This window comes from Enterobacter cloacae complex sp. AR_0002, assembly GCF_001922365.1.
Taxonomy (GTDB): domain Bacteria; phylum Pseudomonadota; class Gammaproteobacteria; order Enterobacterales; family Enterobacteriaceae; genus Enterobacter; species Enterobacter hormaechei_C.
In genome coordinates, this window is the sequence record NZ_CP018814.1 from 1,922,724 (window position 1) to 1,948,394 (window position 25,671).

Consider the following 25,671-nt stretch of genomic DNA (forward strand, 5'->3'; position numbering starts at 1 on the left):
CGATCGGCTGGCATTTTTATTTTCGGGCTATTCCCGCGCCAGCGCATCCACCGGATCGAGCCGCGCCGCGTTTCGCGCCGGCAGCCAGCCGAAAAGAATACCGGTGAAGGTGGAACATAAAAACGCCGTCAGGATCGCCATCGGCGAGAAGCCAATTTCCCAGCCCGGTAAGAAGAGCTGGAGCGCGAAGGCGATCATCATCGAAAGCGCAATCCCCATCGCGCCTCCCACCAGACACACCAGCACCGCTTCAATCAAAAACTGCTGGAGCACGTCGCTGGCTCTGGCCCCGACCGCCATGCGGATGCCTATCTCCCGCGTACGTTCGGTCACCGACACCAGCATAATGTTCATCACCCCAATCCCGCCGACGACCAGCGAAATCACCGCCACCAGCGTCAGGAACAGCTGAAGAGTACGTGTGGTCTTTTCCGCCGTTTTCAAGAGGCCGTCCATGTTCCAGGTGAAGAAATCCTTTTTCCCGTGGCGCAGGGTTAACAGCCGCTCAAGCTGCTGTTCCGCCAGCGCGCTGTCGTAGCCCTCCTTCACTCGCACGGTAATGGAGTTAAGCCAGGACTGCCCCATAATGCGCCCGGAAATGGTGCTGTATGGCAGCCAGACGCGCAGGATCTTGCTGCTGCCAAACATGGACTGTTTCTCTTCCGCCACACCAATCACCGTGGCGGGCATGTTACCCACCAGGATCACTTCCCCCACTACACGGGTTTTATTGGGGAAAAGCTGTCTGCGCGAGTTCGCGTCCAGCACCACCACCTGCGCCCTGCCCGCCAGCTGCTCCGCGTTGAAGGTCGCCCCTTCGCTAAAGGTCATGCCGTAGACGTTGAAGTAATCTCCGCTGACGCCGTTAGCACTGGCCGCCACGTCGATGTTGCCGTAGCGCAGACGCAGGTTTTGCGACACGGCAGGCGTGGCGGAGTTCACCCACGGCTGCTTCTGAATAGCCGCCAGATCGTCGTATTTCAGCGCCTGCTGATACTGCGGCTCGTCGTCGCCAAAATCTTTGCCGGGGTAAACGTCGATGGTGTTAGTCCCGATGGCCCGAATATCCGCCAGCACCAGCTGTTTCGCCGCATCGCCCACCACCACAATCGACACCACCGAGGCAATACCGATAATGATGCCGAGCATGGTCAGCAGAGTGCGCATTTTGTTGGCCGCCATCGCCAGCCAGGCCATGGTCAGCGCCTCGCGGAAACCGCTGGAAAACTGGCCCCAGCCGGTGGACACAGGCAAAGCTTCTTTCGCCGCCGCCGCTCTGGACTGACGCGGCGGCGGGTTGCTGACCAGCTCGCCGTCGTGGATCTCGATAATGCGTTCCGCCTGCGCCGCCACCTGCGGATCGTGGGTGACGATAATCACCGTATGCCCCTGATCGCGCAGTTGATGCAGGATCGCCATCACCTCTTCACCGGAATGGCTGTCGAGCGCACCGGTTGGCTCATCGGCGAGGATCACCTGTCCGCCGTTCATCAGCGCGCGGGCAATACTCACGCGCTGCTGCTGACCGCCGGAAAGCTGCGAAGGCTGATAATCAACACGCTCCGCCAGCCCAAGACGCGTTAACAGCGCCTTCGCGCGTTCAAGGCGTTTTTTGCGCTCGACGCCCGCATACACCGCCGGCACCTCCACGTTCTGCGCCGCGCTCAGGTGTGAAAGCAGATGGTAACGCTGAAAAATAAAGCCAAAATGCTCGCGACGCAGCTTCGCCAGCGCGTCGCCGTCCAGGGTGGAAACATCCGTCCCGGCCACGCGATAGGTGCCGCTGGTGGGCTTATCCAGACAGCCGAGAATGTTCATCAGCGTTGATTTACCCGAGCCCGACGCCCCGACAATCGCCACCATTTCACCGGCTTCAACGCGCAGGGAGATGCCCTTCAGCACCTCCACCGGCCCGTCGCCGGACGGATAGCTGCGACGAATGTCATTCAGCTCAAGCAGCGCCGTCATTGCGCGGCTCCGGGCAGGGTTTCGCTGGTGACCACTTCTTCACCCTCTTCCAGCCCTTTTACCACCACCACGTCGGTGTCGTTACGCGCGCCAATCACTACTTCCCGCTCGCGGGTTTCGCCGTTGCGCAGCACTTTCACCTTGTAGCGATTGTCCCCGGCGGATTCGCCCAGCGCGGAGAGCGGAACCGTCAGCACGTTTTTCACGCCGGTCAGCTGGATATGCACCTGGGCGGTCATGTCCAGACGCAGCACGCCCTGCGGGTTTGGCACCTCGAAACGCGCGTAGTAGAAGATGGCGTCGTTGACCTTTTCCGGCGTCGGCAGGATATCTTTCAGCACGCCCTCATAGCGGGTTTGTGGATCGCCCAGCACCGTAAACCAGGCTTTCTGCCCCGGCTTAAGGTGAATGACGTCCGCTTCGGATACCTGGGCTTTCACCAGCATGGTGCTCATATCCGCCAGGGTCAGGATGTTTGGCGCCTGCTGCGCGGCGATGACCGTCTGGCCTTGCAGGGTGGTTATCTGCGTCACTTCCCCGGCCATTGGCGCAACGATTTGCGTGTAATCGAGGTTGGTTTTCGCCGTATCCAGCGAGGCCTGATTCCGTTTGATTTGCGCATCGATGGTGCCAATCTGCGCCTGCTTCACCGCCAGTTCCGTGGCGGCTGTGTCCAGATCCTGTTTCGAGATGGCCTGCGTTTTCGCCAGCGCCTGCTGGCGCGTCAGGGTGACCTGAGCGAGATTACGCTCGGCCTGAGCCTGCGCGCGCTGCGCGCGCAGCTCCATCAGCGTCGCTTCCACTTCGCGGATCTGGTTTTGCGCCTGCTCAGGATCGATCACGCCCAGCAGCTGGCCTTTTTTAACCTTATCGCCAATCTCAACTGACAGGGTTTTAAGCTGACCGCTGACCTGCGCGCCCACGTCAACCTTACGCAGGGCATCCAGTTTCCCCGTCGCCAGCACGTTTTGTTGCAGCTCGCCCGGACGAACAATCAGCGTTTGATACTGTGGTACCGGCGCGTTCAGTACCTTCCATAACCAGAATCCGCCCGCTAACACCACTACCGCCAGCAGCAGAAACAGCTTTCTGCGTTTTCCCTTCAGGTTCATAAATATTCCAAATAGTTGTTCTGGCTATCATCACCGTTGATTTTATCTAAACCACTCCTCAACGAAACCCCCGATCCCCGTAATCGTCGGGAATTGTTTACCCGATGTTGATAAAGCGCCTGCTGAAATAGCGATATTCCACCAGAAGCAGGATCTAACATGTCTTCCATCGTCGATACACCTTATTCAACGCTGCCCCAGCCTAAATCGGGCTGGCAACTGTTTAAAAGCCTGACATCGGGTTCCCTCACGCCGGGGCTGGCGTGGCAAAATCCGGCCTATCGACGTAAGTTTATGTTGCGCTCGCTGGCAACGCCGTTCACCACTGCGCGCCTGCTCGGAAACCTTGCAAAACAGCCCCGTCTGATGCAGATCCTGCGCGTGCAGCCCGGCCTGCCGTGCCGCCTGCACCGGCCGTGGCTGACCGTAAATATGGGTCGTCAGAATACGCTGGACGCATTGAACGATCACTATCAGATGATGAGCCGCCATCTTCCGGCGTCGCTGCTGAACGGCTACCTCTCCAGCCAGGGCATCACGCTGGTGACGTTAACGGGCAAAGAGGAACAGCAGTTTAGCGTTCGCCTGAGCGCGGATGCGTTTCTGGACAAAGAAGGGGAAGCGACCCTCACTTTTTGCGACCACCAGAACACGGTGCTGGCCGAGCTGACCTTTACGCTGTGCAAATACCAGGGCAAGTCAACGCTCTTCATCGGCGGAATGCAGGGGGCGAAAGCGCATGTCCCGCACGAGCACATTCAGCTGGCGACCAAAGCCTGTCACGGACTGTTCCCAAAACGTCTGCTGGTTGAAGCGGTCATGACGCTGGCAGGCGCCTTCCCGGTCGAGCAGATCCTCGCGGTGAGTAACGCCACCCACATCTACCGCAGCTGGCGCTATCGCAAGAAAAAAGAGGGAAAATTGCTGGCTGACTATGACAGCTTCTGGCGCTCCCTTGGCGGACAGCAGCAGGATAACGGCAACTTTGCCCTGCCACTGACCATGCCACGCAAACCGATGGAAGAGATTGCGAGTAAAAAACGGTCCGAATACCGCCGCCGCTATACCCTGCTTGATAGCCTGATCCAACAGGTTTCGCAGGCGACTGACCGCTAATCGGCCCTCCCGCGAGCCAGCCAGAGGACGCGGGAGAACATTTTACGCAGCAGCGTGGGCACCGACTCCACGCCTCGCCTGCCGGCTTCCGTCGCGACTTCAATGGCCAAATCCGGTTTTGACGACCGATGGATAGCTTTGGCAATCACCCGACGCATGTTCATGGGTACATCCACCGGGATCATCGCCACGCGGTGAAAGACGTCGTCAAATCCCTGACGGTACATAAAGTGCTCCATGTCCATCGCAGGCAGCGCGGTCAGATGTTCCCGCTCCTCTTCACGATCGTTATTGAGCAGGCTGCGCACGGTCGCCGCATATTTTTTACCCGCCTCATCGCCATCCACCAGCACGTGCCACTCTATCCCCATCCGGCGCGCAAATTTGATCAGCGGTTTTAAGCCAGACTGAGCAAATTCGATCACTTTGATCCCTTCGGCATCAAAGTGGTGCCCGCACTGGCGAGCCAGCTCGTTTATCACCCAGGTTTCCGTTTCCCCTTCCACCAGCAACCAGCAGCGGGCAAACAGGGAAGAGGCACGGTTAAAACGGATATGAAACGCAATCCGTCGGCCATCTTCGGCATTTAACCCGCCGGGCCCGAGCCGGTAGGCGGTGACCCGCGACGATTCACGCACCAGGCGGCAGACATACTCTACCGGCGTCAGAGAGAGCAGTTCTCCGGAATTCGTGGTGGTGACTCGCTGCAACGGCAGCAGATTAAGAAGATGCCACGCCACGGAAAGCATAATCGGGTGGAGCCGCGTTTCCGGATCTTCCACCAGCAGCAGCGGGCGCGCGTCCCGATCCAGGCGCACCGTCCCTTTCGCCTGTAAAAGCGTGGAGAATAAACCCAGCAGGATCACCCGATGCGTGCGCCCGCCGGGGCGGTCGATCATGCGGTTGATAATATCGAGATAGCGCCAGCTTCGTTGTTCATCGTGCGAGCGGCGACGCATCAGACGGTGGCGCGCCTGCCCCGTTCCCTGCTCGGAGAAGTAGTGCTCCAGCAGTTGTACCATGGCAGACAGTCCCTGACGGATCTGGCCGTCGGTGAGGTTCTGCGGCCGTGAGACCAGTTCACGGGCGAGGAAATCCAGTTCGCGGGCGGTTACTTCCACCTCGGGCATATTCGGCACGGTGCCGTTACGGATCCGCCGCATAAAACGCGCGTCGCGTAAGCGCAATACGGGGGAGAGGCGGATAAGATGTCGGGCAAGCTCGTCAATATTATCGAGCGGGATCGGATTCCCCTTCTCATCAAGAAATTCACGCAGGGTTAATACCCCGTCGTTTTGCGCCATTTCGCCCTCAAGGCGATAGAAAATACGCTGGAACCCATCTTCACAGGGAACCCAGCAGGCCGACATAGGGCGAAAACGACGCACACGATGGCGGCCGGGCTCGGATTCGCGGAAGGTCAGAATGATATGCAGGTGTTTCTCGCGCCCGTTGACATCCCCCGGCGGAAACCAGAAGTCATCATGAACGAAGTGGTACAAGTTCTCTTCGGGCGAAAGCAGCAGCGTCAGGGCATCCAGCAGGCTGGATTTACCCCAGGCGTTTTCGCCTATCAGGACGTTGTTCTGTTCCAGTTGCAGCGACAGGCGGTTAATCCCGCGAAACCCGACAATCTCCACACGTTCGAGTAGCATACATCCCCCGCAATTCGGCCACTTTTTCCTTCAAGTTATCAGCAGTATAGCGGCAGGCTGTGGGTCACGACAGCAGAATATACGCCCCCTTAATTATTGGGCTATGCTCTAATTACCTCCGTTCTGAACAAGGATTGACATCACATTGCCTTAAATCAAATTTAGTGAATTTATTTGAGTGGCGAAGGGATGTTGATGGTTTCAAAATACTGGCTCTTTGAGTCGTCATCCCTTTATGGCGATATAACCCGCGCGCAGGAATGGGCGCGGACGTTTATTATTGAGGTGGTTATGTTCAGAAAATTAGCGGCAGAATGCTTTGGCACATTCTGGCTGGTGTTTGGTGGCTGCGGTAGCGCAGTACTGGCAGCCGCATTTCCGGAATTAGGTATTGGTTTTGTCGGCGTCGCGCTGGCATTCGGTTTAACCGTATTAACCATGGCATTCGCCGTGGGGCATATTTCCGGCGGTCATTTCAACCCGGCCGTCACATTAGGTTTATGGGCGGGCGGACGTTTCCCGGCGAAGGATATTATTGGCTATATTATTGCCCAGGTTATTGGCGGTATTATTGCCGCGGCGGTGCTGTACGTAATTGCCAGCGGAAAAGCCGGGTTTGACGCCGCGGCCAGCGGATTTGCGTCGAACGGCTTCGGCGAACACTCGCCAGGCGGCTACTCAATGCTGTCTGCTATCGTGATTGAAATTGTGCTCACCGCAGGTTTCCTGTTGGTGATCCACGGCGCAACGGACAAATACGCGCCTGCGGGCTTTGCCCCCATCGCTATTGGTCTGGCGCTGACGCTGATCCACCTCATCTCCATCCCGGTGACCAACACCTCCGTTAACCCGGCGCGCAGCACCGCGGTGGCTATTTTCCAGGGCGGCTGGGCGCTTGAACAGCTGTGGCTATTCTGGGTGATGCCAATTATCGGCGGTATTCTGGGCGGCGTGCTGTATCGCACCCTGCTGGAAAAACGCGATTAATGGTTTTCCCCCCTCTCCCTGTGGGAGAGGGCCGGGGTGAGGGCATCAGGCCGCACCACCCCAAATAGACAAGCCGGGTAAGGCGTAGCCGCCACCCGGCTTTTTTTGTAGCTTTACCTCACAGCCTTTATTGGGTAGTGTCTCTGGCGCTTAACTGATACTCAAAAGGACCGGCTGTTCATGTTCTCAGGACTCCTCATCATTCTTCTGCCCCTGATTGCGGGCTACCTTATTCCGCTGCGTCATGAATCGGCCTTAAAGCTTATTAATCGTTTTCTCAGCTGGATTGTTTACGTCATTCTGTTCTTTATGGGGATCAGCCTGGCCTTCCTGGATAATCTGGCGACGAACTTGCTTTCCATTCTGCATTATTCTGCGGTTACGGTAGTGGTTATTCTGCTGTGCAATATTGCCGCGCTGTTCTGGCTGGAACGCACTATTCCCTGGAAAAATCACCATCATCAGGAAAAGCTTCCCTCCCGTATTGCGATGGCGCTGGAATCATTAAAGCTGTGCGGCGTGGTGGTACTCGGTTTTTTACTGGGTCTGACCGGCTGGGCATTTTTACAGCACGCAATGGAAGCCAGCGAATATACGCTTATTTTCCTGCTCTTCCTGATTGGTATTCAGCTGCGAAATAATGGCATGACGCTGAAACAGATTGTCCTTAACCGCCGGGGCATGATGGTTGCCGTTATCGTTGTGGCCAGCTCACTGGCGGGGGGAGTGATTAACGCCTTTATTCTCGATCTGCCGCTGAAAACCAGCCTGGCGATGGCGTCCGGTTTCGGCTGGTATTCGCTCTCCGGTATTCTGCTGACCGAATCGTTTGGTCCGGTGATCGGCAGCGCCGCCTTCTTTAACGATCTGGCGCGCGAGCTATTAGCCATCATGCTGATCCCCGGCCTGGTAAGCCGCAGCCGCTCTACTGCGCTGGGCCTGTGCGGGGCCACCTCAATGGACTTTACCCTGCCGGTGTTACAGCGCTCGGGAGGGCTGGAGATGGTTCCTGCCGCCATTGTACACGGCTTTATTCTGAGCCTGCTGGTACCCATTCTGATGGCGTTCTTCTCAGCCTGATACTGCTTTGGCGGTAGTGAACCTGCCGCCAAAATTGCGCTAAATCAATAACCCTCCACTTAGTATAAGAAAGCACTTTTCTCTGCTGTGGCACAGGCATAACCTTAAACATGTATCTCAAATATAACTTTAACAGGTGTGATTATGTTTTGTGTGCAATGTGAACAAACCATCCGTACCCCAGCAGGCAACGGCTGCTCTTACGCGCAGGGTATGTGCGGCAAAACCGCAGAAACGTCCGATCTCCAGGATCTGCTGATTGCGGCGCTGCAAGGCTTGTCCGCCTGGGCCTTCAAAGCCCGTGAATATGGCATTGTCGATCACTATGTCGACAGCTTTGCGCCGCGCGCATTTTTCTCCACGCTGACCAACGTTAACTTCGATTCTCCACGCATTGTGGGCTATGCCCGCGAAGCGATTGCCCTGCGTGAAGCCCTGAAAGCGCAGTGCCTGAATGCCGACGCCAGCGCCCGCGTGGACAACCCGATGGCGGAGCTACAGCTGGTGAGCGACGACCTGGGCGAGCTACAGCGTCAGGCCGCAGAATTCACCCCAAATAAGGACAAAGCGGCAATTGGCGAGAACATCCTCGGCCTGCGCCTGCTGTGCCTGTACGGTCTGAAAGGTGCTGCGGCCTATATGGAGCACGCGCACGTACTCGGCCAGTACGATAACGCTATTTACGCCCAGTACCACAAAATCATGGCATGGCTGGGCACCTGGCCTTCCGACATGAACGCCCTGCTGGAATGCTCGATGGAAATCGGCCAGATGAACTTCAAAGTGATGAGTATTCTGGATGCCGGTGAAACCAGCACCTACGGCCACCCAACGCCAACGCAGGTCAACGTCAAAGCGACCGAAGGCAAATGCATCCTGATCTCCGGTCATGACCTGAAAGATCTCTACAACCTGCTGAAGCAGACCGAAGGCACCGGCGTTAACGTCTATACCCACGGCGAAATGCTGCCCGCGCACGGCTACCCGGAGCTGCGTAAATTTAAGCATCTGATCGGTAACTACGGCAGCGGCTGGCAGAACCAGCAGGTGGAGTTCGCCCGCTTCCCTGGCCCAATTGTTATGACCTCTAACTGCATCATCGACCCGACCGTCGGCGCGTATGACGACCGTATCTGGACCCGCAGCATCGTCGGCTGGCCGGGCGTGAGCCACCTTGAAGGCGACGATTTCGGTCCGGTTATCGCTCAGGCGCAGCAGATGGCAGGCTTCCCGTACAGCGAAATCCCGCACCTCATCACCGTCGGTTTTGGCCGTGAAACCCTGCTGGGTGCGGCGGATTCCCTGATTGACCTCGTCAGCCGTGAAAAACTGCGTCACATCTTCCTTATCGGCGGCTGTGACGGCGCGCGCGGGGAACGTAACTACTTCACCGATTTCGCCACCCGCGTACCGGAAGACTGCCTGATCCTGACCCTGGCCTGCGGTAAGTACCGTTTCAACAAGCTGGACTTCGGCAACATCGAAGGTCTGCCGCGCCTGGTGGATGCGGGTCAGTGTAACGATGCGTATTCAGCCATCATTCTGGCGGTCACGCTGGCAGAGAAACTGGGCTGCGGCGTGAACGACCTGCCGCTGTCGCTGGTGCTCTCCTGGTTCGAGCAGAAAGCGATCGTTATTCTGTTGACCCTGCTCTCTCTCGGCGTGACCAACATCGTCACCGGGCCGACTGCGCCAGGCTTCCTGACGCCGGACCTGCTGGCCATCCTGAACGAGAAATTTGGTCTGCGTTCCGTGACCAACGTTGAAGATGATATGAAGCAACTGCTGAGCGCGTAAGGAGTAACTCATGACCATGCCAACCTCACAATGTCCGTGGCGGATGCAGGTTCATCACATCCATCAGGAGACGCCGGATGTGTGGACGCTGTCGCTGCTGTGCCATGACTACTACCCGTACCGCCCAGGTCAGTATGCGCTGGTTAGCGTGCGTAATTCGGCGAATACCCTGCGCGCCTACACCCTCTCCTCCACGCCGGGCGTGAGCGAATACATTACGCTCACCGTCCGTCGTATTGATGACGGCGCAGGATCCGAGTGGCTGACCCGGGACGTGAAGCGCGGGGATTACATCTGGCTGTCTGACGCGCAGGGCGAGTTTACCTGTGACGACAAGACGGAAGATAAATTCCTGCTGCTGGCGGCAGGCTGTGGCGTGACGCCGATTATGTCGATGCGTCGCTGGCTGGCGAAATACCGTCCTCAGGCCGACGTGCAGGTGATTTTCAGCGTGCGTTCCCCGGAAGATGTGATTTTTGCCGAAGAATGGCGCAACTATCCGGTGACGCTGGTGGCTGAGCACAACGCGACGCACGGTTTTGTCGCGGGGCGCCTGAGCCGCGAGCTGCTGCAAAGCGTGCCGGATATTGCGAACCGCATCGTGATGACCTGCGGCCCGGCGCCTTACATGGAGATCGTGGAGAAAGAAGTGAAAGCGCTCGGCGTGACCCGCTTCTTCAAAGAGCAGTTCTTCACGCCTGTAGCGGCAGCGGCGACCAGCGGGATGAAGTTCACGAAGCTGCAACCGGCGCAGACTTTCTTTGGCCGCGTGGGCACCACGCTGCTTGAAGCGCTGGAAAGCAACAACGTGCCGGTAGCGGCGGCCTGTCGCGCCGGGGTGTGCGGTTGCTGTAAGACCAAAGTGATTTCCGGTGAGTACACGGTCACCAGCACCATGACGCTGACCGAAGCGGAAATTGCCGAGGGCTATGTGCTGGCATGTTCGTGCCATCCGCAGGGCGATCTTGTGCTCGCATAATCTGTCGTGGTTCACCTGTAGGCCCGGTAAGCGTCAGCGCCACCGGGCTTTTTGCCGGGTGGCACTACGTTTACCCGGCCTACGTTGTGCCTACTGCCTGTGCGTATGGAATACCAGGCAGCCAATACAGTGACTTTCTTCTAAGCTTGTAAGCGATATCACATAAAGGAGAAGGACCACCATGAAACAAACCGTGGCTGCATACATAGCGAAAACCCTGGAGCAGGCTGGCGTAAAGCGTATCTGGGGCGTCACCGGCGATTCGCTGAACGGACTCAGCGACAGCCTCAACAAGATGAAGACCATTGAATGGATGCCCACCCGCCATGAAGAGGTCGCCGCCTTTGCCGCCGGTGCCGAAGCGCAGCTCACGGGCGAACTCGCCGTCTGTGCAGGTTCCTGCGGACCGGGAAACCTGCACCTTATCAACGGTCTTTTCGACTGTCACCGCAACCATGTTCCGGTGCTGGCGATTGCCGCACATATTCCGTCATCCGAAATCGGCAGCGGCTATTTTCAGGAGACGCATCCTCAGGAGCTGTTCCGTGAATGCAGCCACTATTGCGAGCTGGTCTCATCACCGGAGCAGATCCCACAGGTGCTGGCGATAGCCATGCGTAAGGCGATCCTGAATCGCGGGGTTTCGGTGGTTGTGCTGCCGGGGGACGTGGCGCTGAAGGCCGCACCTGAAACCGCCACCACCCACTGGTACTCTGCGCCACAGCCAACCATTACCCCTGCCGAAGAAGAGCTGAAAAAGCTGGCGCAACTGCTGCGATACTCCAGCAATATCGCCCTGATGTGCGGCAGCGGCTGCGCCGGTGCGCATAAAGAGCTGGTGGAATTTGCCGGCAAGCTCAAGGCGCCAGTGGTGCATGCCCTGCGCGGGAAAGAGCACGTTGAATACGATAACCCGTACGATGTCGGCATGACCGGGCTGATCGGTTTTTCCAGCGGCTTCCACACCATGATGAACGCCGACACGCTGATCCTGCTCGGCACTCAGTTCCCGTACCGCGCGTTCTACCCGACGGATGCCAAAATTATCCAGATCGACATTAATCCCGGCAGCATCGGTGCGCACAGCAAGGTGGATATGGCGCTTATCGGCGATATCAAATCCACCCTCGCCGCCCTGCTGCCGCTACTGGAAGAAAAAACGGACCGCAAATTCCTGGATAAAGCCCTGAGCGACTATCGCGATGCGCGTAAGGGGCTGGACGATCTCGCCAAACCGAGCGAAAAAGCGATCCACCCGCAGTATCTGGCGCAGCAGATCAGCCACTTCGCCGACGACGATGCCATCTTCACCTGCGACGTGGGAACGCCCACCGTCTGGGCAGCACGCTACCTGAAAATGAACGGCAAACGACGCCTGCTTGGGTCGTTCAACCATGGCTCAATGGCCAACGCTATGCCGCAGGCGCTGGGCGCAAAAGCGACGGCACCGGAACGTCAGGTGGTGGCGATGTGTGGCGACGGCGGGTTCAGTATGCTGATGGGGGATTTCCTGTCGGTGGCGCAGATGAAGCTTCCGCTGAAAATCGTGGTCTTTAACAACAGCGTGCTGGGCTTCGTGGCGATGGAGATGAAGGCCGGAGGCTACCTCACGGACGGCACCGAGCTGCACGACACCAACTTCGCCCGCATCGCCGAAGCCTGCGGTATCACCGGTATTCGGGTGGAGAAAGCCTCAGAGGTGGACGACGCCCTGCAACGCGCCTTCGCCATCGACGGCCCGGTGCTGGTGGATGTGGTGGTCGCCAAAGAAGAGCTGGCGATCCCGCCTCAAATCAAGCTGGAACAGGCCAAAGGATTTAGCCTCTACATGCTGCGCGCCATCATCAGCGGGCGCGGTGACGAGGTGATCGAACTGGCAAAAACCAACTGGCTCAGGTAAAACATCTGGCATCGCCTTTTTAAATATAAGGACATGCCATGATTGATTTACGTAGTGATACCGTTACCCGTCCGGGCCGCGCCATGCTCGAAGAGATGATGGCCGCCCCGGTCGGGGACGACGTCTACGGCGATGACCCGACGGTCAACGAACTCCAGCGCTATGCGGCCGAGCTGAGCGGTAAAGAGGCTGCTCTGTTCCTGCCCACCGGCACGCAGGCTAACCTGGTGGCGCTGCTGAGCCACTGCGAGCGCGGCGAAGAGTATATCGTTGGCCAGGGGGCGCATAACTACCTGTACGAAGCCGGCGGCGCGGCGGTGCTCGGCAGCATCCAGCCGCAGCCGATCGATGCTGCGCCGGACGGTACGCTGCCGCTGGACAAAGTCGCGGCGAAAATCAAAGCCGACGATATTCACTTCGCCCGCACTAAACTGCTGAGCCTCGAAAACACCCATAACGGTAAAGTCCTGCCGCGCGAATACCTGAAAGCGGCATGGGATTTTACCCGCGAGCGCAAGCTCGGCCTCCACGTTGACGGCGCACGTATCTTCAACGCCGTGGTGGAGTACGGCTGCGAGCTGAAAGAGATCACCCAATATTGCGACTCGTTCACCATTTGCCTCTCTAAAGGGCTGGGCACGCCGGTAGGTTCCCTGCTGGTTGGCAGCGCAGACTACATCAGACGCGCCAACCGGTGGCGCAAAATGACCGGCGGCGGGATGCGTCAGGCGGGTATTCTGGCGGCTGCCGGACTGTACGCCCTGAAAAATAACGTGTCACGCCTGAAAGACGATCACGATAATGCGGCGTGGATGGCAGCGCAGCTGCGTGAAATCGGCGCTGATGTCATGCGACACGACACCAACATGCTGTTTGTCCGCGTCGGCGATGAGCATGCTGCCGCGCTGGGCGACTTTATGAAAGCCCGAGGCGTGCTGATCAACGCCTCCCCGGTCGTGCGACTGGTGATGCATCTTGACGTTAACCGCGAGCAGTTGACCGAGGTGGTGAAACACTGGCAGGCGTTTTTAAAGCGTTAAGGAGCATACCGTGCCGCAACGTATTCTGGTGCTCGGCGCCAGCGGGTATATCGGTCAGCATCTGACCACTGCGTTAAGCCAGCAGGGCCACCAGGTGCTGGCAGCGGCACGCAACACGGAACGCCTGCAAAAGCTACATTTGCCTGGCGTGACGTGTCACAACGTTGACCTTAACTGGCCGAAAGCGCTTCCTGCGCTGCTGGAAGGGGTCGATACGCTTTACTACCTTGTCCACAGCATGGGCGAAGGCGGCGATTTTATCGCCCACGAGCGTCAGGTGGCGATGAACGTTCGTGATGCGCTGCGGCAAACGCCGGTGAAGCAGGTGATTTTTTTAAGCTCACTCCAGGCGCCTGAGAACGAGCAGTCAGATCATCTGCGCGCCCGACAGCTGACGGCAGAAACGCTGCGAAGCGCCCGTATCCCCGTCACCGAACTGCGGGCAGGGATCATCGTCGGCGCGGGGTCCGCCGCATTCGAAGTGATGCGCGATATGGTCTACAACCTGCCTGTGCTTACGCCGCCGCGCTGGGTACGCTCGCGCACCACGCCCATTGCGCTGGAGAATTTACTCCACTATCTGGTGGCATTGCTGGATCACCCGGCGGAGCAGCATCGCGTGCTGGAGGCGGCAGGCCCGGAAGTGCTGAGCTATCAGGCGCAGTTCGAACATTTTATGCGGGTGAGCGGCCGCCGCCGCTGGCTGATCCCCATCCCCTTCCCGACCCGCTGGATTTCGGTGTGGTTTTTGAATGTGATCACCTCCGTGCCGCCGACGACTGCCAAAGCGCTTATACAGGGACTGAAGCACGATCTGCTGGCGGACGATCGTGAACTGCGTGCCTTGATCCCTCAGGAATTGATCCCCTTCGATGATGCCGTACGCAATACGCTGAAAGAAGAAGAGAAGCTGGTGAACTCCAGCGACTGGGGCTACGACGCGCAGGCGTTTGCCCGCTGGCGGCCCGAGTACGGCTATTATCCGAAACAGGCGGGCTGTACGGTCAAAACCACGGCCAGCCTGGCAGCGCTGTGGGAAGTTGTGAACCAGATTGGCGGCAAAGAGCGCTATTTCTTCGGCAATATTCTGTGGCAAACGCGCGGCGCGCTGGATCTGCTGGTCGGTCACCGGCTGGCAAAAGGGCGCCCTGCCCATCCCTGGCTGAAGGTGGGCGATACCGTCGACAGCTGGAAGGTGATTATCGTTGAGCCGGAAAAACAGCTGGCGCTGCTGTTTGGCATGAAGGCGCCGGGGCTGGGGCGGCTCTGCTTCACCCTGAAGGACAAGGGCGACCATCGTGAACTGGACGTTCGGGCATGGTGGCATCCGCACGGAATGCCGGGTCTGTTTTACTGGTTGCTGATGATCCCGGCACACCTGTTTATCTTCCGCGGAATGGCGAAACGGATTGCGCTACTGGCAGAAGAAAAGCGGGAAAATAACTAAATAAAACTCTTAATCTTTCACCTTTCCCATTGCAACACATCGTAATTCACGAAAGAATGCGCACGAAATTCTTTTCAACACAGTGGATTGTTATGAAGGTACTGGTTACCGGGGCGACCAGCGGCTTAGGCCGAAATGCGGTCGAGTTTCTGCGCAACAAAGGCATCAGCGTGAGGGCCACTGGTCGCAATGAGGCGATGGGTAAGCTCCTGCAAAAAATGGGCGCTGAATTTGTCCATGCCGATCTGACGGAGCTGGTCTCCTCTCAGGCCAAGGTGATGCTCGCCGGTATCGATACGCTGTGGCACTGCTCCAGTTTTACCTCCCCGTGGGGTACCCAGGAAGCCTTTGATCTCGCCAACGTGCGCGCCACGCGCCGTCTGGGTGAATGGGCCGTCGCCTGGGGCGTGCGTAACTTTATTCATATTTCCTCTCCGTCGCTCTATTTCGACTATCACCACCATCGTGATATTCAGGAAGATTTCCGCCCGGCGCGCTTTGCCTGTGAGTTTGCCCGCAGTAAAGCGGCGGGCGAAGAGGTGATCGACCTGCTGGCCCAGTCAAACCCGCACACCCGCTTTACCGTGCTGCGTCCGCAGAGCCTGTTTGGGCCGCACGACAAAGTCTTCATCCCGCGACTGGCCCAGATGATGCATCACTACGGCAGCGTGCTGTTACCGCGCGGCGGCGATGCGCTGGTGGACATGACCTATTACGAAAATGCCGTTCACGCCATGTGGCTGGCGAGCCAGCCGGAATGCGATAAGCTGGTGTCGGGGCGCGCGTATAACATCACCAACGGCGAACCCTGTACCCTGCGCAGCATTGTGCAAAGGCTAATTGACGAATTAAAAATCGACTGCCGGATCCGTTCCGTTCCCTACCCAATGCTGGACATGATTGCCCGCAGCATGGAGCGTTTTGGCAGCAAATCGGCGAAAGAGCCTGCGCTGACGCATTACGGTGTGTCGAAGCTCAACTTTGATTTTACGCTGGATATTTCTCGGGCGGAGAACGAGCTGGGATATAAACCGATTGTCTCGCTGGATGAAGGAATAGTGCGTACGGCGGCGTGGTTACGGGATCACGGGAAGTTGCACCGGTAAGCGTTCCAGCCTCATGTAGGCCGGGTAAGCGCAGCGCCACCCGGCAAAAAACAGAGAGTGCGGACTGATGCCCTCACCCCGGCCCTCTCCCACAGGGAGAGGGTGCAGACACTAAAACGGCAACCCTGGGGGTTGCCGTTTGCTTTTACAGAGCCGTCCAGGCTTCAGCCCATGCCAGACCTGCGCCTGGTTCATAGTACGTTGGAGAGTTGTTACACCAGCCGCTGTACGGGAACGGTTTGCACTGGAACAGTTTACCGTGGTTGTTCACGATATCACCGGCGTTGTACTTGCTGTTCGCGCTCCATGCCGGGTAAGACGTATCTTCTCCGGATGGCGTTGCCGCTTTCGCTTTCACGTTCAGCAGGTAAGACGTGGTGCTGCTCAGCTCGCCATCGCTGACGGTCAGGCTCACTTCATACTGCTGCGCCGTCGCAGACTCTGGCGCTGTGAAGGTCACAACCGCTTTGTCCTGACCGGTAACAGTCTGACCATCCTGGGAACGCCAGGTATACGTCAGTGTGTTGCCATCAGGATCGGTAGAGCCTTCCGCACTCAGAGAAACCTGCGCACCTGCTTCCACTGCACCGATCGGACCGGCAATCTGCGCAACCGGCGCGTGGTTCACCACAACAGGTTCGACCGGGGTTTCATCCGGCGTTGGTGTTGGCGCTGGCGTTTCATCGCCAGATGGCGTCGGTGTTGGCGTGACCGGGGTTTCGTCCGGGGTAACGGAAGAACCATCATCGTTAACGATTTTCACGTTAAAGAACTTCTGCACGCACTTGCTGTAGTCACCTTCTTTAAAGGCGCTGAACGGAGTCTGGTAGCCCACCAGCTGGCAAGAGTAGGTTTTGCCGTCCGGGGTATCCGCGCTCCATCCCCAGTCCTGTTCCCAGTAAATCTTCAGGGCGCCTGCGCCACCTTCGTCGAACTGCTTCATGTTGGCGCAACCCAACACTTCGTTCGCCGGAACAGGCACTTTCAGGTAGTTTGCAAACTCTTTGTAGTATTTGATACGGTTCTGAGACTGCGCAATTTCAGTCGGGCCGCCGCACTCAACGCCGCCGTTGATGATCTGGGTGGTCACACCAAAGCCCGGAACCAGACCGTTGGCTTTATCGTGGTCGTTCGGCTGCCATGTACCGTCGATCACCTGCAACATGCTTGGTTTTGGCGGCTGCGGATAGGCGAAGAAGAAGATCGCACTCGCCAGGTTCAGCCAGGTGTCCGCCACCAGCTCAGGTTTGTCGAGCAGCGTACGCACGTCGCCGTACATCGCTTCAGAGAATGGACCGTAGTTGTAGTTGTAAGACAACTGTTTCGCACCGCGTCCGAAATAGCTCAGGAAATCGCCGTCTTTATCTTTACCGCAAGGCCAGGTCTGTCCTTGCCAGACGTCCGGGTTACATTCGCCGTTATAACCGCCCTTCTGCCCTTCGCTCCAGCCCATTTCACGTACGTGGACCAGCGCCTGACGCCATTCGGCTTCCGGACGCCAGCTTTCGTGGCCGCCAGTTTCCTGGGCAAAGTGGGCAAACATGGTGGCCAGCTCTTTGCGACAGATGGCGTCGCTGTCACGACCGTCATTATAGGTTTTACACAGCGCCGGGAATTTACCCACGGCTTTCAGGAAGTTGCTGTAGGTATAGGCCTGAGCGCGCAGCGGGAAGAGATATTCCCAGTCGCTGGCTTTCACAATCCCTTCAACGCGTTTAACGTTGTCCGGGTTCGCCGCCCGGCCTGGCTCAATCAGTTCGACCTGCGCGTTATCCAGCGTCTGGATGGTCTCTTTAACCGAAGCCATCAGCGGGAAGTCCGTCAGTTCCTTCTCTTTCTTCGCCAGATCGCTGGCTTTGATGGTGTACGGCTCACTGCTGGTCTCCTTCAGATTCGCAGCCTGGGCCATGAATGGCGCCACGCAGGCTCCCGCAATGAGTACACTCAGTAACGTCCTTTTGTTCATTTCAGTTTTCCTGTTCGTTTCAAATTAAATGTTAATATCCCGGCTTAGGTATTACTCCGTTAATACATAAACCACATTCAGCTGTTTTCACTTTTCGAAGAACACCTTCAGGAATTCTTCAAAAATAAAAAACGTTAATAACGTGCTGCTAATTTCAGTTGCTGATATTTGGCCCAGACCTTATGGGCATATTTCATCCTCTGCGGATAATTTTCTTTTTTCAGTCCGGCGTTATACGCGCCAACGGCTTCCCAGTTGTAGCCATACACCCTGATCATCCCGGAAAGGATAGAAGCCCCGACCATGATCGATGTACACGGCTCCGTGATTAATCGATATTCGTCGATGCCTCTGCTTTCCAGCGCGGTAAAATGCGAACTGTTGATTTGCATCAGCCCGACATCCCGCGTGCCATCGCGGTTTTGCCCAACCGCATACGGATTCATTCCGGATTCCACATTCGCTATCGCGTACAGTAAATAAGGATCGACATGATAATAATGCGCCGCTTTATCCCAACAATTTGCCAGTGCGCTTTGGCTTATTATCAATAACAACAAAATTAACTTTTTCATTTTTACCTGCTGACAGTTTCGGTTATTTCTCCTTACCAACATCCTGTAAAATGAATTTTGAATCACTCCCCCTCTAAAGGGGGAGTGATTAATGGGTTAGATTATTTGCAATCTGTTGATGCGCCTTCTTTTACCCATACGTCGCTGTTGGCTGGGTTATCACCACGGGTCCACCATTTCGCACGGTAAACGTTACCTTCATAGGTGGTAGTGTCGCCGCCGTTGTAGACCAGGTCAGAACGCCAGTTCATCTTCACGTTGCTCACCAGCTCCCATGCATCCACACCGAAGCCAGGCTGATTGCCCTGAGTCCAGTACTTCGCTTTCCACACCAGATGGTCGAAGCTTACGATATCGCCACCGTTGTAGATTTTGCTGGATTCCCACGCCGCGTATTTGCTGGCGTTAGCATCCACAGGTGCATCGCAGCTTCCTTTGTCAGACGGAGGAGTCACATCATCAGCCGGAGGGGTAACGTCATCCGCCGGGTTAGTGTCTTCGTCAGCAGGTACCGGTGCAGGCGCCGCTTTCGGATTCACGGTAACCTGGACGTTAGACTGCACGCTGGTCTTACCGTCGCTCACTACCACGCTCAGGGTGTAGGTAGACGTCGAGCTCACTTCCGGCGCCGTGATATTCACGTTCGCGGAGTCAGTTCCGGTGGCGTGCATATCTGCTGGTACGCTCCAGGCGTAGGTCAGCGCATCACCGTCTGGGTCCGCAGCCTGGGCATGCAGCGCATAGGTTTCACCAGATTCAAGCGTGATCGCTTCCATTGGGTTTAAAACCGGTGCCTGGTTAGCTTTCGGCGCCTTGTTCACCACCTGGACATCAATCGCGTTGCTCAGGCCTTTTGCATCGGTCACCGTCAGGCGGAACGTCATGGTCTGGTCGGTGGTCGCTGCCGCAACATTGAAGGTCGCTTTCGCTTTGGTGCTGTTGTTGATGGTGACAGACGGACCAGAGACCTGAGTCCATTTGTAGGTAATCGCATCGCCATCAGGATCGCTGGAAGCAGAGCCATCGAGCGTGACGGTTGCCGGGCCAGACACGTTCTGATCGGCAGAGGACGCGATTGGCGCGTGGTTGGTGACCACCGGATCAACCGGAGTCGAGTCGCCGCCCAGCAGGCTTTCGTTCATCGCATTCAGAATGTCGCCGGTATCAGAGTCGATAGACCACGCGAACAGACCGCCCAGTTTATTGGCCAGAACATACTTGCCTTTCGCCGTGGTTGAACGCGCATCTTCATACGAGATCAGGTCGCCGGTGGATTTGTTGAAGACGTAAGGGGCTTCAGCGGTCGTGTCGTAGCCGTATTCCCAGCCCGGTTTGCCTTTGTATTCGTTCACGATCTGACGATAGTCAACCACGCCCGGTTCCCAGGTGCCTTTCACCATGCCGGTTGCCGTACCGGTGAATGGATTGTCACCGGTGTAGCCATGCACGCCGGTCCAGCCGCGGCCATACATGCCCGCACCCACCACGATCTTGCCTGGCTGTACACCCTGCGCAAGCAGCGCGTTAACGCCGTTTTCAGTGGTGTAATCAGTGTCCGGACGCCATGCTGGCGCACGCAGCGCAGCCTGGTGGCCGAGAACGGTGTTGCTCCAGCCGCCGTAGAAGTCGTAGCTCATCAGGAAGATGTGGTCGAGATACTGCTGAGCCGTGGTGTAATCCACGTCTTCGATCTTATCGCGGCCTGCACCGATGGCGCTGGTCAGTTCATAGGTACGGCCCGTCTGTGCAGACAGCTCGTTCAGCATGGTGCGCAGGTCGTGCATCAGTGCGGTATAGGTCGCTTTATCCTGCTGCGGGTTACCCAGGTTTTCGGTTACACCGCCACCTCCCGGGAATTCCCAGTCGATATCCACGCCGTCAAAGAATTTCCACGTCTGGAGGAAATCTTTCACAGAAGAGACAAAGCGTGCTCGGATAGCCGGGTCGCCCATGTGGAAGAACGGATCGGAAAGCGTCCAGCCGCCGATAGATGGCAGCACTTTCAGGCCTGGATGCGCTTTTTTCAGCGCCATCAGCTGGCCAAAGTTACCTTTGTACGGATCATCCCAGTTGGAGACGCCAGCCTGTGGTTTTTGCAGCGCAGCCCATGGGTCGTGGATCGCCACGGTAAAGTCAGGACGGCCCTTACAGTCGTTCTGAAGCACGCGGAAGCTGTTACCACCTTCAATGGTTTTCAGGCCGTCGTTGATGCCGTCACCGCCACAGATTGGAATGAAGCCGTACAGAATGTGGTTGAGGTTTGCCGCAGGGATCTTATCAACCGGGAAGTTACGGTCGTAAACGCCCCATTCCGGGAAGTAGGCCGCAACCACTTTATCGGTATGCTTCGCGAACGCTTTGTTGTTCTCCTGGAGAGACGTATTCAGCGGCAGCAGGTGGCTACCGTCGGTGTCAGCCACAATAATCAGCTTACTGGCGCTTTTCGCACAGCCGCTGGCATTACAGACTTCAACCTGTTCCTGATAACGCCCGCCTTTTTTCACTTTAAACGTTGCAGAGCCCGTCGCACCGGCTGCGCCGGTCCATACGGTCTGTCCGTCCAGCAGAACTTTCGCAGAAGTTGGCGCATCACCACTCCAGACGTTCCACTCAACTTTTACATCCACGCCATCGTTATGCACTTTGACAAGATTGTTATAATCCTGTGCAGCCTGATCCACTTCCACCAGGGCAAATTTGTCATTGCCATAGCCGATCGTCGGTGCACCTGGCGCTGCTGCAAATGCGGAGCTGGTTGCCGCCGCAATAAAGAGCGCCAGATATTTTGGCTTCATAAATTTCATTTTTATTTCCTGATAAATTTATTTATAACGTAGTAACCCATGTCTTCCGTGAGATCATGGATGCGTTTCGCGTAATGCGTATTTAACCAACGTGAGTGCCGTGAACAAAAAATTGTTACTGCGTTGTATTCCTCCATTAAAAGATACAAGCCAAATCCCGTGTAGCTTATATCTCTTACGATACACTGAGCGTAAAGGATCGTCCTTTCCTTCCTCCATCAAAAAGATTTATAAAAAATCTTGACCTGTATATTTAAAATGTGAAAGCAATTTGCTGACTAATAAAAACCCCTATTCCAGCAAAGGCGAGATAAGGACCAAAAGAAATAGTGAGGTTATTTTTATTTAAATTATTTACGGCGAAATAACCGACAATACCGCTTAACGCTGCCGCCAGTTCAATAGAGGGCAACGCCTGCCAGCCGCACCAGGCGCCCAGCGCCGCCAGTAGCTTAAAATCCCCGTAACCCAGACCTTCTCGTCCCGTGATCAGACGAAAAGCCCAGTAGAGCAGCCAGAGCGACAGATAGCCCGCCACCGCGCCGAACAGCGCATCGCGTAGCGGCAACGTGTGGTCAAACACATGAAGCAAGAGACCTGCCCACAGCAGCGGCTGGGTCAGGCAGTCCGGAAGCAGCTGGTGCTGCCAGTCGATCATGGCCAGCGGCAGTAAAAAAGCCGCCAGTAACCACAAAGAGAACAGCGCCTGAACGTCCGGCATGCACCAGGCCGTGATGCCAAAAAACAAGGCGGAGATCAGTTCGACCAGCAAGAGTCGCAGCGGGATCGCGCTGCCGCACTGGTGGCAGCGCCCCCGTAATAAAAGCCAGCTGAGCAGCGGGATGTTTTCCCACGCGGCGAGCGCGTGCTGGCACACCGGACAGTGCGAGGCCGGAATGAGCAGATTACCGCTCCCCTCCTCATCCATCACCATCCCCGGTACGCGTTCGGCGACAACGCCAAGAAAACTGCCCACAATGCCGCCCAGGATCGCACTCATTATCGGGAACCCTACCGGAAAGGCATCCCGCATCAGCGCGAAGGTATTCATGCGTTTTTTGCCCAGGTGAGTTGCACCTGCGCTTTCACATCGCTGAGGTGGTCAACCGGCGTGAGGTTAATTTTTTGCAATCTCACACCGGTGGTCTGATTAATTTCACGCAGCCAGCTTTTTAATTCATACACATTAACCCGATTCACCACGAACGATAAAGTTTGCCCCTCCTGGCGCACATCCGTCAGCGAAAGGTTAATTTCATGGGCGCTATTCTCGACCACCGTACGCGGATTATCCGTTTTGACTAACTGGATCTGAAGATGATTTTTATCAATTTCACTGCGCATCCAGTTAAGCGTCTCTTTTTGTCTTTTAAGTGTCGATTTACTATTTTTAATCATATTATCCAAGGGGATCACTCCTGTGTAATACACCGCTGCCCCCACAATGGCAACGGCACATATTTTTAAAATGATTTTTTCCCGGGCGCTGTAATTCTGATAGCGCGCTTTCAGCTGTGCGATTCGCTCTTTCATTTATGTTTCCCTGCGATCATGGCGGTATACGGTTCGGTTGTTGAAACAGGCTGTAAGGTAAAATCAAAATTCTCACTGGTCTGGTTAACAAACGCCTGCAACGCGGGCTGGTTTTGCGCGCTGACGCTCAGCGTCAGGGTGTTTTGCTGCGCATCGTATTCCAGCAGATCGATCTCCATCGCAGGGACTGACTGCCGGGCTTTCTCCAGCTCCTCAAGCTGAAGAAAGAACCCCTTGCTCTGTTTTTTCAGGCTTTGGCCAAAGTGATATTTGATATTGGTCTGCTGGCGCATGCTGGGGAAATGGTGCTGATAAACCTGGACGATCTCCTGCTGCACCCGATTTTCCTGCTGCACCAGCATCCAGGCCATCGCAATGCGTGGCCCCAGCAGCAGACCAACAGACAGCACGCCCGCCGCCACCATCGCGGCTTTCATCCTTTTCGCTGCCCGCCCATGACCGGCCTTAAGGCTGAATTCACCGTGAAGCAGGTTAACGCGACAGGTTTGCCACTGCGGCTGGATCAGCGCCAGCGGATGCTGCCAGGCATGCTGCACGTCAATGTGCACCTTCGCAGGCGCATCGCCGTAACACCACACTTCCCCGCCCCCGGCTTTCTGCATTAACAGCGGCAGCAGGGTTGCCTCCATTTCACCCGCCACATGGGGCGATAAACGCAGCCAGTAGCCATCATCCTGCGCGACCAGCGTGCTGCCCCCTGCCGTCACGGGCAGGAGCCAGGCATCAGGCAGGGCCTGAATCACGTTTAATCCGGCCTCCTGACAGCGGGTTAATGTTGCGCGCAGGCGGTCGGCGTCAATGGCCACGGCGTCGACGTCGGCGCCTTTTTTGTGGAGTACCGTCCAGTGGAGGTTGTCCACGTCGCCAATCAGCGTCTCTTCTGCCATCCACGAGAAGGCCATTCCCTGAGAAGCCACCTTTTTCGGTAGCCTAAAATGGCGGAAAATCATGTCGCTGGCGGGTAACAGGAGACAAACGCGCGTAGCCAGGGGGTGTTCGGCCAGCATCTCCAGGCTGTCGACCACCTCGACGCGCTCGCTGCCGGACTCACACCACATTATTTTCCCGCCCTCGCGGCTGTCGGGACGAACAAAAAGTACCTGTTTCATAACGTTCTACTTTTCTTATTCAATCATTCGGTAACGACGCTGCCACGTCACGATCTCACCGGCTTCGTTATTCACCTGAAGCTGGCTGACCACGCGAAGCGTTAATTCATCGGTATTGCCGGTGTAATTCACGCGGAAGTAAATCCGCGCTGGCGTCGCATTTTCTTCACTTGCTCTCTCCCGGGGGAATGATATGCAGGGAAATAACCGGCTGGCTCTCATCGCCTTCCGCATACACGCGTATTGTATTCGCCCAGACGTTGTCGGCCGTTTTCATCCGCTGCTTACGCCAGTTCCAGCGGCGCCCGCCCATGATTTCCGTCCCCTGCTGTTCAGCATCCGGGAAGTCGGTTTTCGTGAGCTGTGCTTCCGCCAGCTGGTTTTCCGCCACCCAAGTGGCCTGCAAGGTATCGGCCAGGCCATGGGTAAAACGCACGTTCAGGGAGACCGAGTTCATCAGCGCCAGCGCGGCGGTGGAGAAAATCACCAGAGCGACCATCACCTCCAGCAGCGTCATCCCCTTTTGCTTTTTGTTGCCGTTAGCCATCGTTTTCTACCGATACCGGCGCCGCACCTTGCGACACCACGCGGAAATGGTGCTGTTTGTCATAACTTTGCAGCGTCAGCGTAAAGCGGCTGATTTCACCGTCCGGTAAAAAGATCACCTGCGGCTCGGACGTCACCGTCGCGGCCAGGCGCTGCGGCGAGAGCGACACATGCATCTCTTCCGGAAAATCACCTTTGGTGGTAATGCGTCCGGCAGATAATGGCACCCAGTGACGCTCGCCATTTTCATCGGCGATCGTCACCAGCTGATATTTATCGGTGGCGATCACCAGCCCGACAATATTTCCGTCCATCACCGCACGGTCTGAACCATAATCAACAAGCGCTTTTAATTGCTGGCCAAATATATCCGCGCCGCTGCGCGAAGGAATGGTGGACACCACCATCATGGCGCAACTGGCAAATATCACCAGCGCCAGAATAATTTCCAGCAACGTAAAGCCGCGTTGATTTTTCATTATTTCTCTTTCTTATCCAGAGACCAGTTGGTAATGTCATCGGCGGTATTGGCTTCGCCGTCCGGACCGGCTGAGAAGACGTCCACCGCGCCGTGTTCACCCGGGCTCACCAGAAGATAATCATTGCCCCAGGGGTCCTGGGGCAGGCGACGGATATAGCCGTCCGTGCGGTAGCCGTTCGGGATTGGCGCGATTTCAGGTTTGGTCACCAGCGCCTGCAAACCCTGCTCTGTGGTCGGGTAGCGGTGGTTATCCAGCTTGTACATATCCAGCGAGCCTTCGAGCGCGACAATATCGCTGGTTGCTTTTTGCGTGTCGGCTTTTTCCTTATTGCCCATTAAATTTGGCACTACCATACTCGCCAGTACGCCGAGAATAACAATGACCACCATTAATTCGAGCAATGTAAAGCCCGCCTGGCGAGCCAGGTTTTTACGTTTTAAAGCCATGA

Annotated in this window: 21 protein-coding genes and 1 pseudogene; 9 read left to right on the forward strand and 13 right to left on the reverse strand. The window is 56.7% G+C overall.

Annotation, left to right across the window (positions count from 1 at the left end):
• Positions 1–27: 27 nt before the first annotated feature.
• A complete protein-coding gene (macB, locus tag AM329_RS09495; protein WP_032608952.1) occupies positions 28–1,968 on the reverse strand; it encodes a macrolide ABC transporter ATP-binding protein/permease MacB in 1,941 nt (646 codons plus the stop codon).
• Positions 1,965–3,080, reverse strand: a complete 1,116-nt coding sequence (macA, locus tag AM329_RS09500; RefSeq protein ID WP_017384842.1) for a macrolide transporter subunit MacA — start codon at positions 3,078–3,080, stop codon at positions 1,965–1,967. The genes macB and macA overlap by 4 nt, the downstream gene beginning before the upstream one ends.
• 159 nt (positions 3,081–3,239) lie before the next feature.
• Between macA and AM329_RS09505 the strand changes: the two genes are divergently transcribed.
• The gene (locus tag AM329_RS09505; protein WP_032608951.1) at positions 3,240–4,196 is read left to right on the forward strand and encodes a VirK/YbjX family protein; all 957 of its coding nucleotides are present in this window, start codon (positions 3,240–3,242) and stop codon (positions 4,194–4,196) included.
• On the opposite strand, the gene AM329_RS09510 is transcribed toward AM329_RS09505, so the two are convergent.
• On the reverse strand, positions 4,193–5,851 hold the full coding sequence (locus tag AM329_RS09510) for an ATP-dependent endonuclease (protein ID WP_023324396.1): 1,659 nt from the start codon (positions 5,849–5,851) through the stop codon (positions 4,193–4,195). The genes AM329_RS09505 and AM329_RS09510 overlap by 4 nt on opposite strands.
• 291 nt (positions 5,852–6,142) lie before the next feature.
• Between AM329_RS09510 and aqpZ the strand changes: the two genes are divergently transcribed.
• The 8 genes from aqpZ to AM329_RS09550 all read left to right on the forward strand — a co-directional run bounded on the left by aqpZ (position 6,143) and on the right by AM329_RS09550 (position 16,187).
• A complete protein-coding gene (gene aqpZ, locus AM329_RS09515; protein WP_026080729.1) occupies positions 6,143–6,838 on the forward strand; it encodes an aquaporin Z in 696 nt (231 codons plus the stop codon).
• 180 nt (positions 6,839–7,018) lie between these two features.
• The gene (locus AM329_RS09520) at positions 7,019–7,918 is read left to right on the forward strand and encodes a lysine exporter LysO family protein (RefSeq protein ID WP_032608950.1); all 900 of its coding nucleotides are present in this window, start codon (positions 7,019–7,021) and stop codon (positions 7,916–7,918) included.
• Between the two features lie 144 nt (positions 7,919–8,062).
• Positions 8,063–9,715: a hydroxylamine reductase gene (hcp, locus tag AM329_RS09525; protein ID WP_017384847.1), complete on the forward strand. Its 1,653-nt coding sequence runs from the start codon at positions 8,063–8,065 to the stop codon at positions 9,713–9,715.
• Between the two features lie 10 nt (positions 9,716–9,725).
• On the forward strand, positions 9,726–10,694 hold the full coding sequence (gene hcr / locus AM329_RS09530; protein ID WP_032608949.1) for an NADH oxidoreductase: 969 nt from the start codon (positions 9,726–9,728) through the stop codon (positions 10,692–10,694).
• A 181-nt stretch (positions 10,695–10,875) separates the two neighbouring features.
• Positions 10,876–12,594, forward strand: a complete 1,719-nt coding sequence (gene poxB / locus AM329_RS09535) for a ubiquinone-dependent pyruvate dehydrogenase (RefSeq protein ID WP_017693711.1) — start codon at positions 10,876–10,878, stop codon at positions 12,592–12,594.
• A 38-nt stretch (positions 12,595–12,632) separates the two neighbouring features.
• Entirely contained in the window at positions 12,633–13,634 is a 1,002-nt protein-coding gene (gene ltaE / locus AM329_RS09540; RefSeq protein WP_032608948.1) for a low-specificity L-threonine aldolase, read from the forward strand.
• A 10-nt stretch (positions 13,635–13,644) separates the two neighbouring features.
• On the forward strand, positions 13,645–15,081 hold the full coding sequence (locus AM329_RS09545; protein WP_022650710.1) for an SDR family oxidoreductase: 1,437 nt from the start codon (positions 13,645–13,647) through the stop codon (positions 15,079–15,081).
• A 92-nt stretch (positions 15,082–15,173) separates the two neighbouring features.
• On the forward strand, positions 15,174–16,187 hold the full coding sequence (locus tag AM329_RS09550) for an NAD(P)-dependent oxidoreductase (protein WP_017384852.1): 1,014 nt from the start codon (positions 15,174–15,176) through the stop codon (positions 16,185–16,187).
• A gap of 145 nt (positions 16,188–16,332) precedes the next feature.
• Here the strand turns inward: AM329_RS09550 and AM329_RS09555 are convergent, their stop codons facing one another.
• The 10 genes and pseudogenes from AM329_RS09555 to gspG form a co-directional block, all read right to left on the reverse strand.
• Entirely contained in the window at positions 16,333–18,153 is a 1,821-nt protein-coding gene (locus AM329_RS09555) for a chitinase (RefSeq protein WP_032608947.1), read from the reverse strand.
• 134 nt (positions 18,154–18,287) lie between these two features.
• A complete protein-coding gene (gene iagB / locus AM329_RS09560; RefSeq protein ID WP_022650708.1) occupies positions 18,288–18,728 on the reverse strand; it encodes a type III secretion system invasion protein IagB in 441 nt (146 codons plus the stop codon).
• 101 nt (positions 18,729–18,829) lie between these two features.
• Entirely contained in the window at positions 18,830–21,532 is a 2,703-nt protein-coding gene (locus tag AM329_RS09565; RefSeq protein ID WP_032608946.1) for a glycosyl hydrolase family 18 protein, read from the reverse strand.
• A 253-nt stretch (positions 21,533–21,785) separates the two neighbouring features.
• Complete coding sequence (locus AM329_RS09570; protein ID WP_032608945.1) at positions 21,786–22,583, reverse strand: A24 family peptidase; 798 nt, start codon at positions 22,581–22,583, stop codon at positions 21,786–21,788.
• The gene (gene gspM, locus AM329_RS09575; RefSeq protein WP_022650705.1) at positions 22,580–23,065 is read right to left on the reverse strand and encodes a type II secretion system protein GspM; all 486 of its coding nucleotides are present in this window, start codon (positions 23,063–23,065) and stop codon (positions 22,580–22,582) included. Before gspM ends, AM329_RS09570 begins: the two co-directional genes overlap by 4 nt.
• Entirely contained in the window at positions 23,062–24,195 is a 1,134-nt protein-coding gene (gene gspL, locus AM329_RS09580) for a type II secretion system protein GspL (RefSeq protein WP_032608944.1), read from the reverse strand. Before gspL ends, gspM begins: the two co-directional genes overlap by 4 nt.
• A gap of 15 nt (positions 24,196–24,210) precedes the next feature.
• A pseudogene (locus AM329_RS09585) lies at positions 24,211–24,336 on the reverse strand (type II secretion system minor pseudopilin GspK); the annotation flags it as partial.
• 25 nt (positions 24,337–24,361) lie between these two features.
• Positions 24,362–24,742, reverse strand: coding sequence for a type II secretion system minor pseudopilin GspI (gspI, locus tag AM329_RS09590; protein WP_032608943.1), 381 nt, complete (start codon positions 24,740–24,742; stop codon positions 24,362–24,364).
• On the reverse strand, positions 24,735–25,220 hold the full coding sequence (gspH, locus tag AM329_RS09595) for a type II secretion system minor pseudopilin GspH (RefSeq protein WP_032608942.1): 486 nt from the start codon (positions 25,218–25,220) through the stop codon (positions 24,735–24,737). Before gspH ends, gspI begins: the two co-directional genes overlap by 8 nt.
• The gene (gene gspG / locus AM329_RS09600; protein ID WP_003858352.1) at positions 25,220–25,669 is read right to left on the reverse strand and encodes a type II secretion system major pseudopilin GspG; all 450 of its coding nucleotides are present in this window, start codon (positions 25,667–25,669) and stop codon (positions 25,220–25,222) included. The genes gspH and gspG overlap by 1 nt, the downstream gene beginning before the upstream one ends.
• Positions 25,670–25,671: the final 2 nt, after the last annotated feature.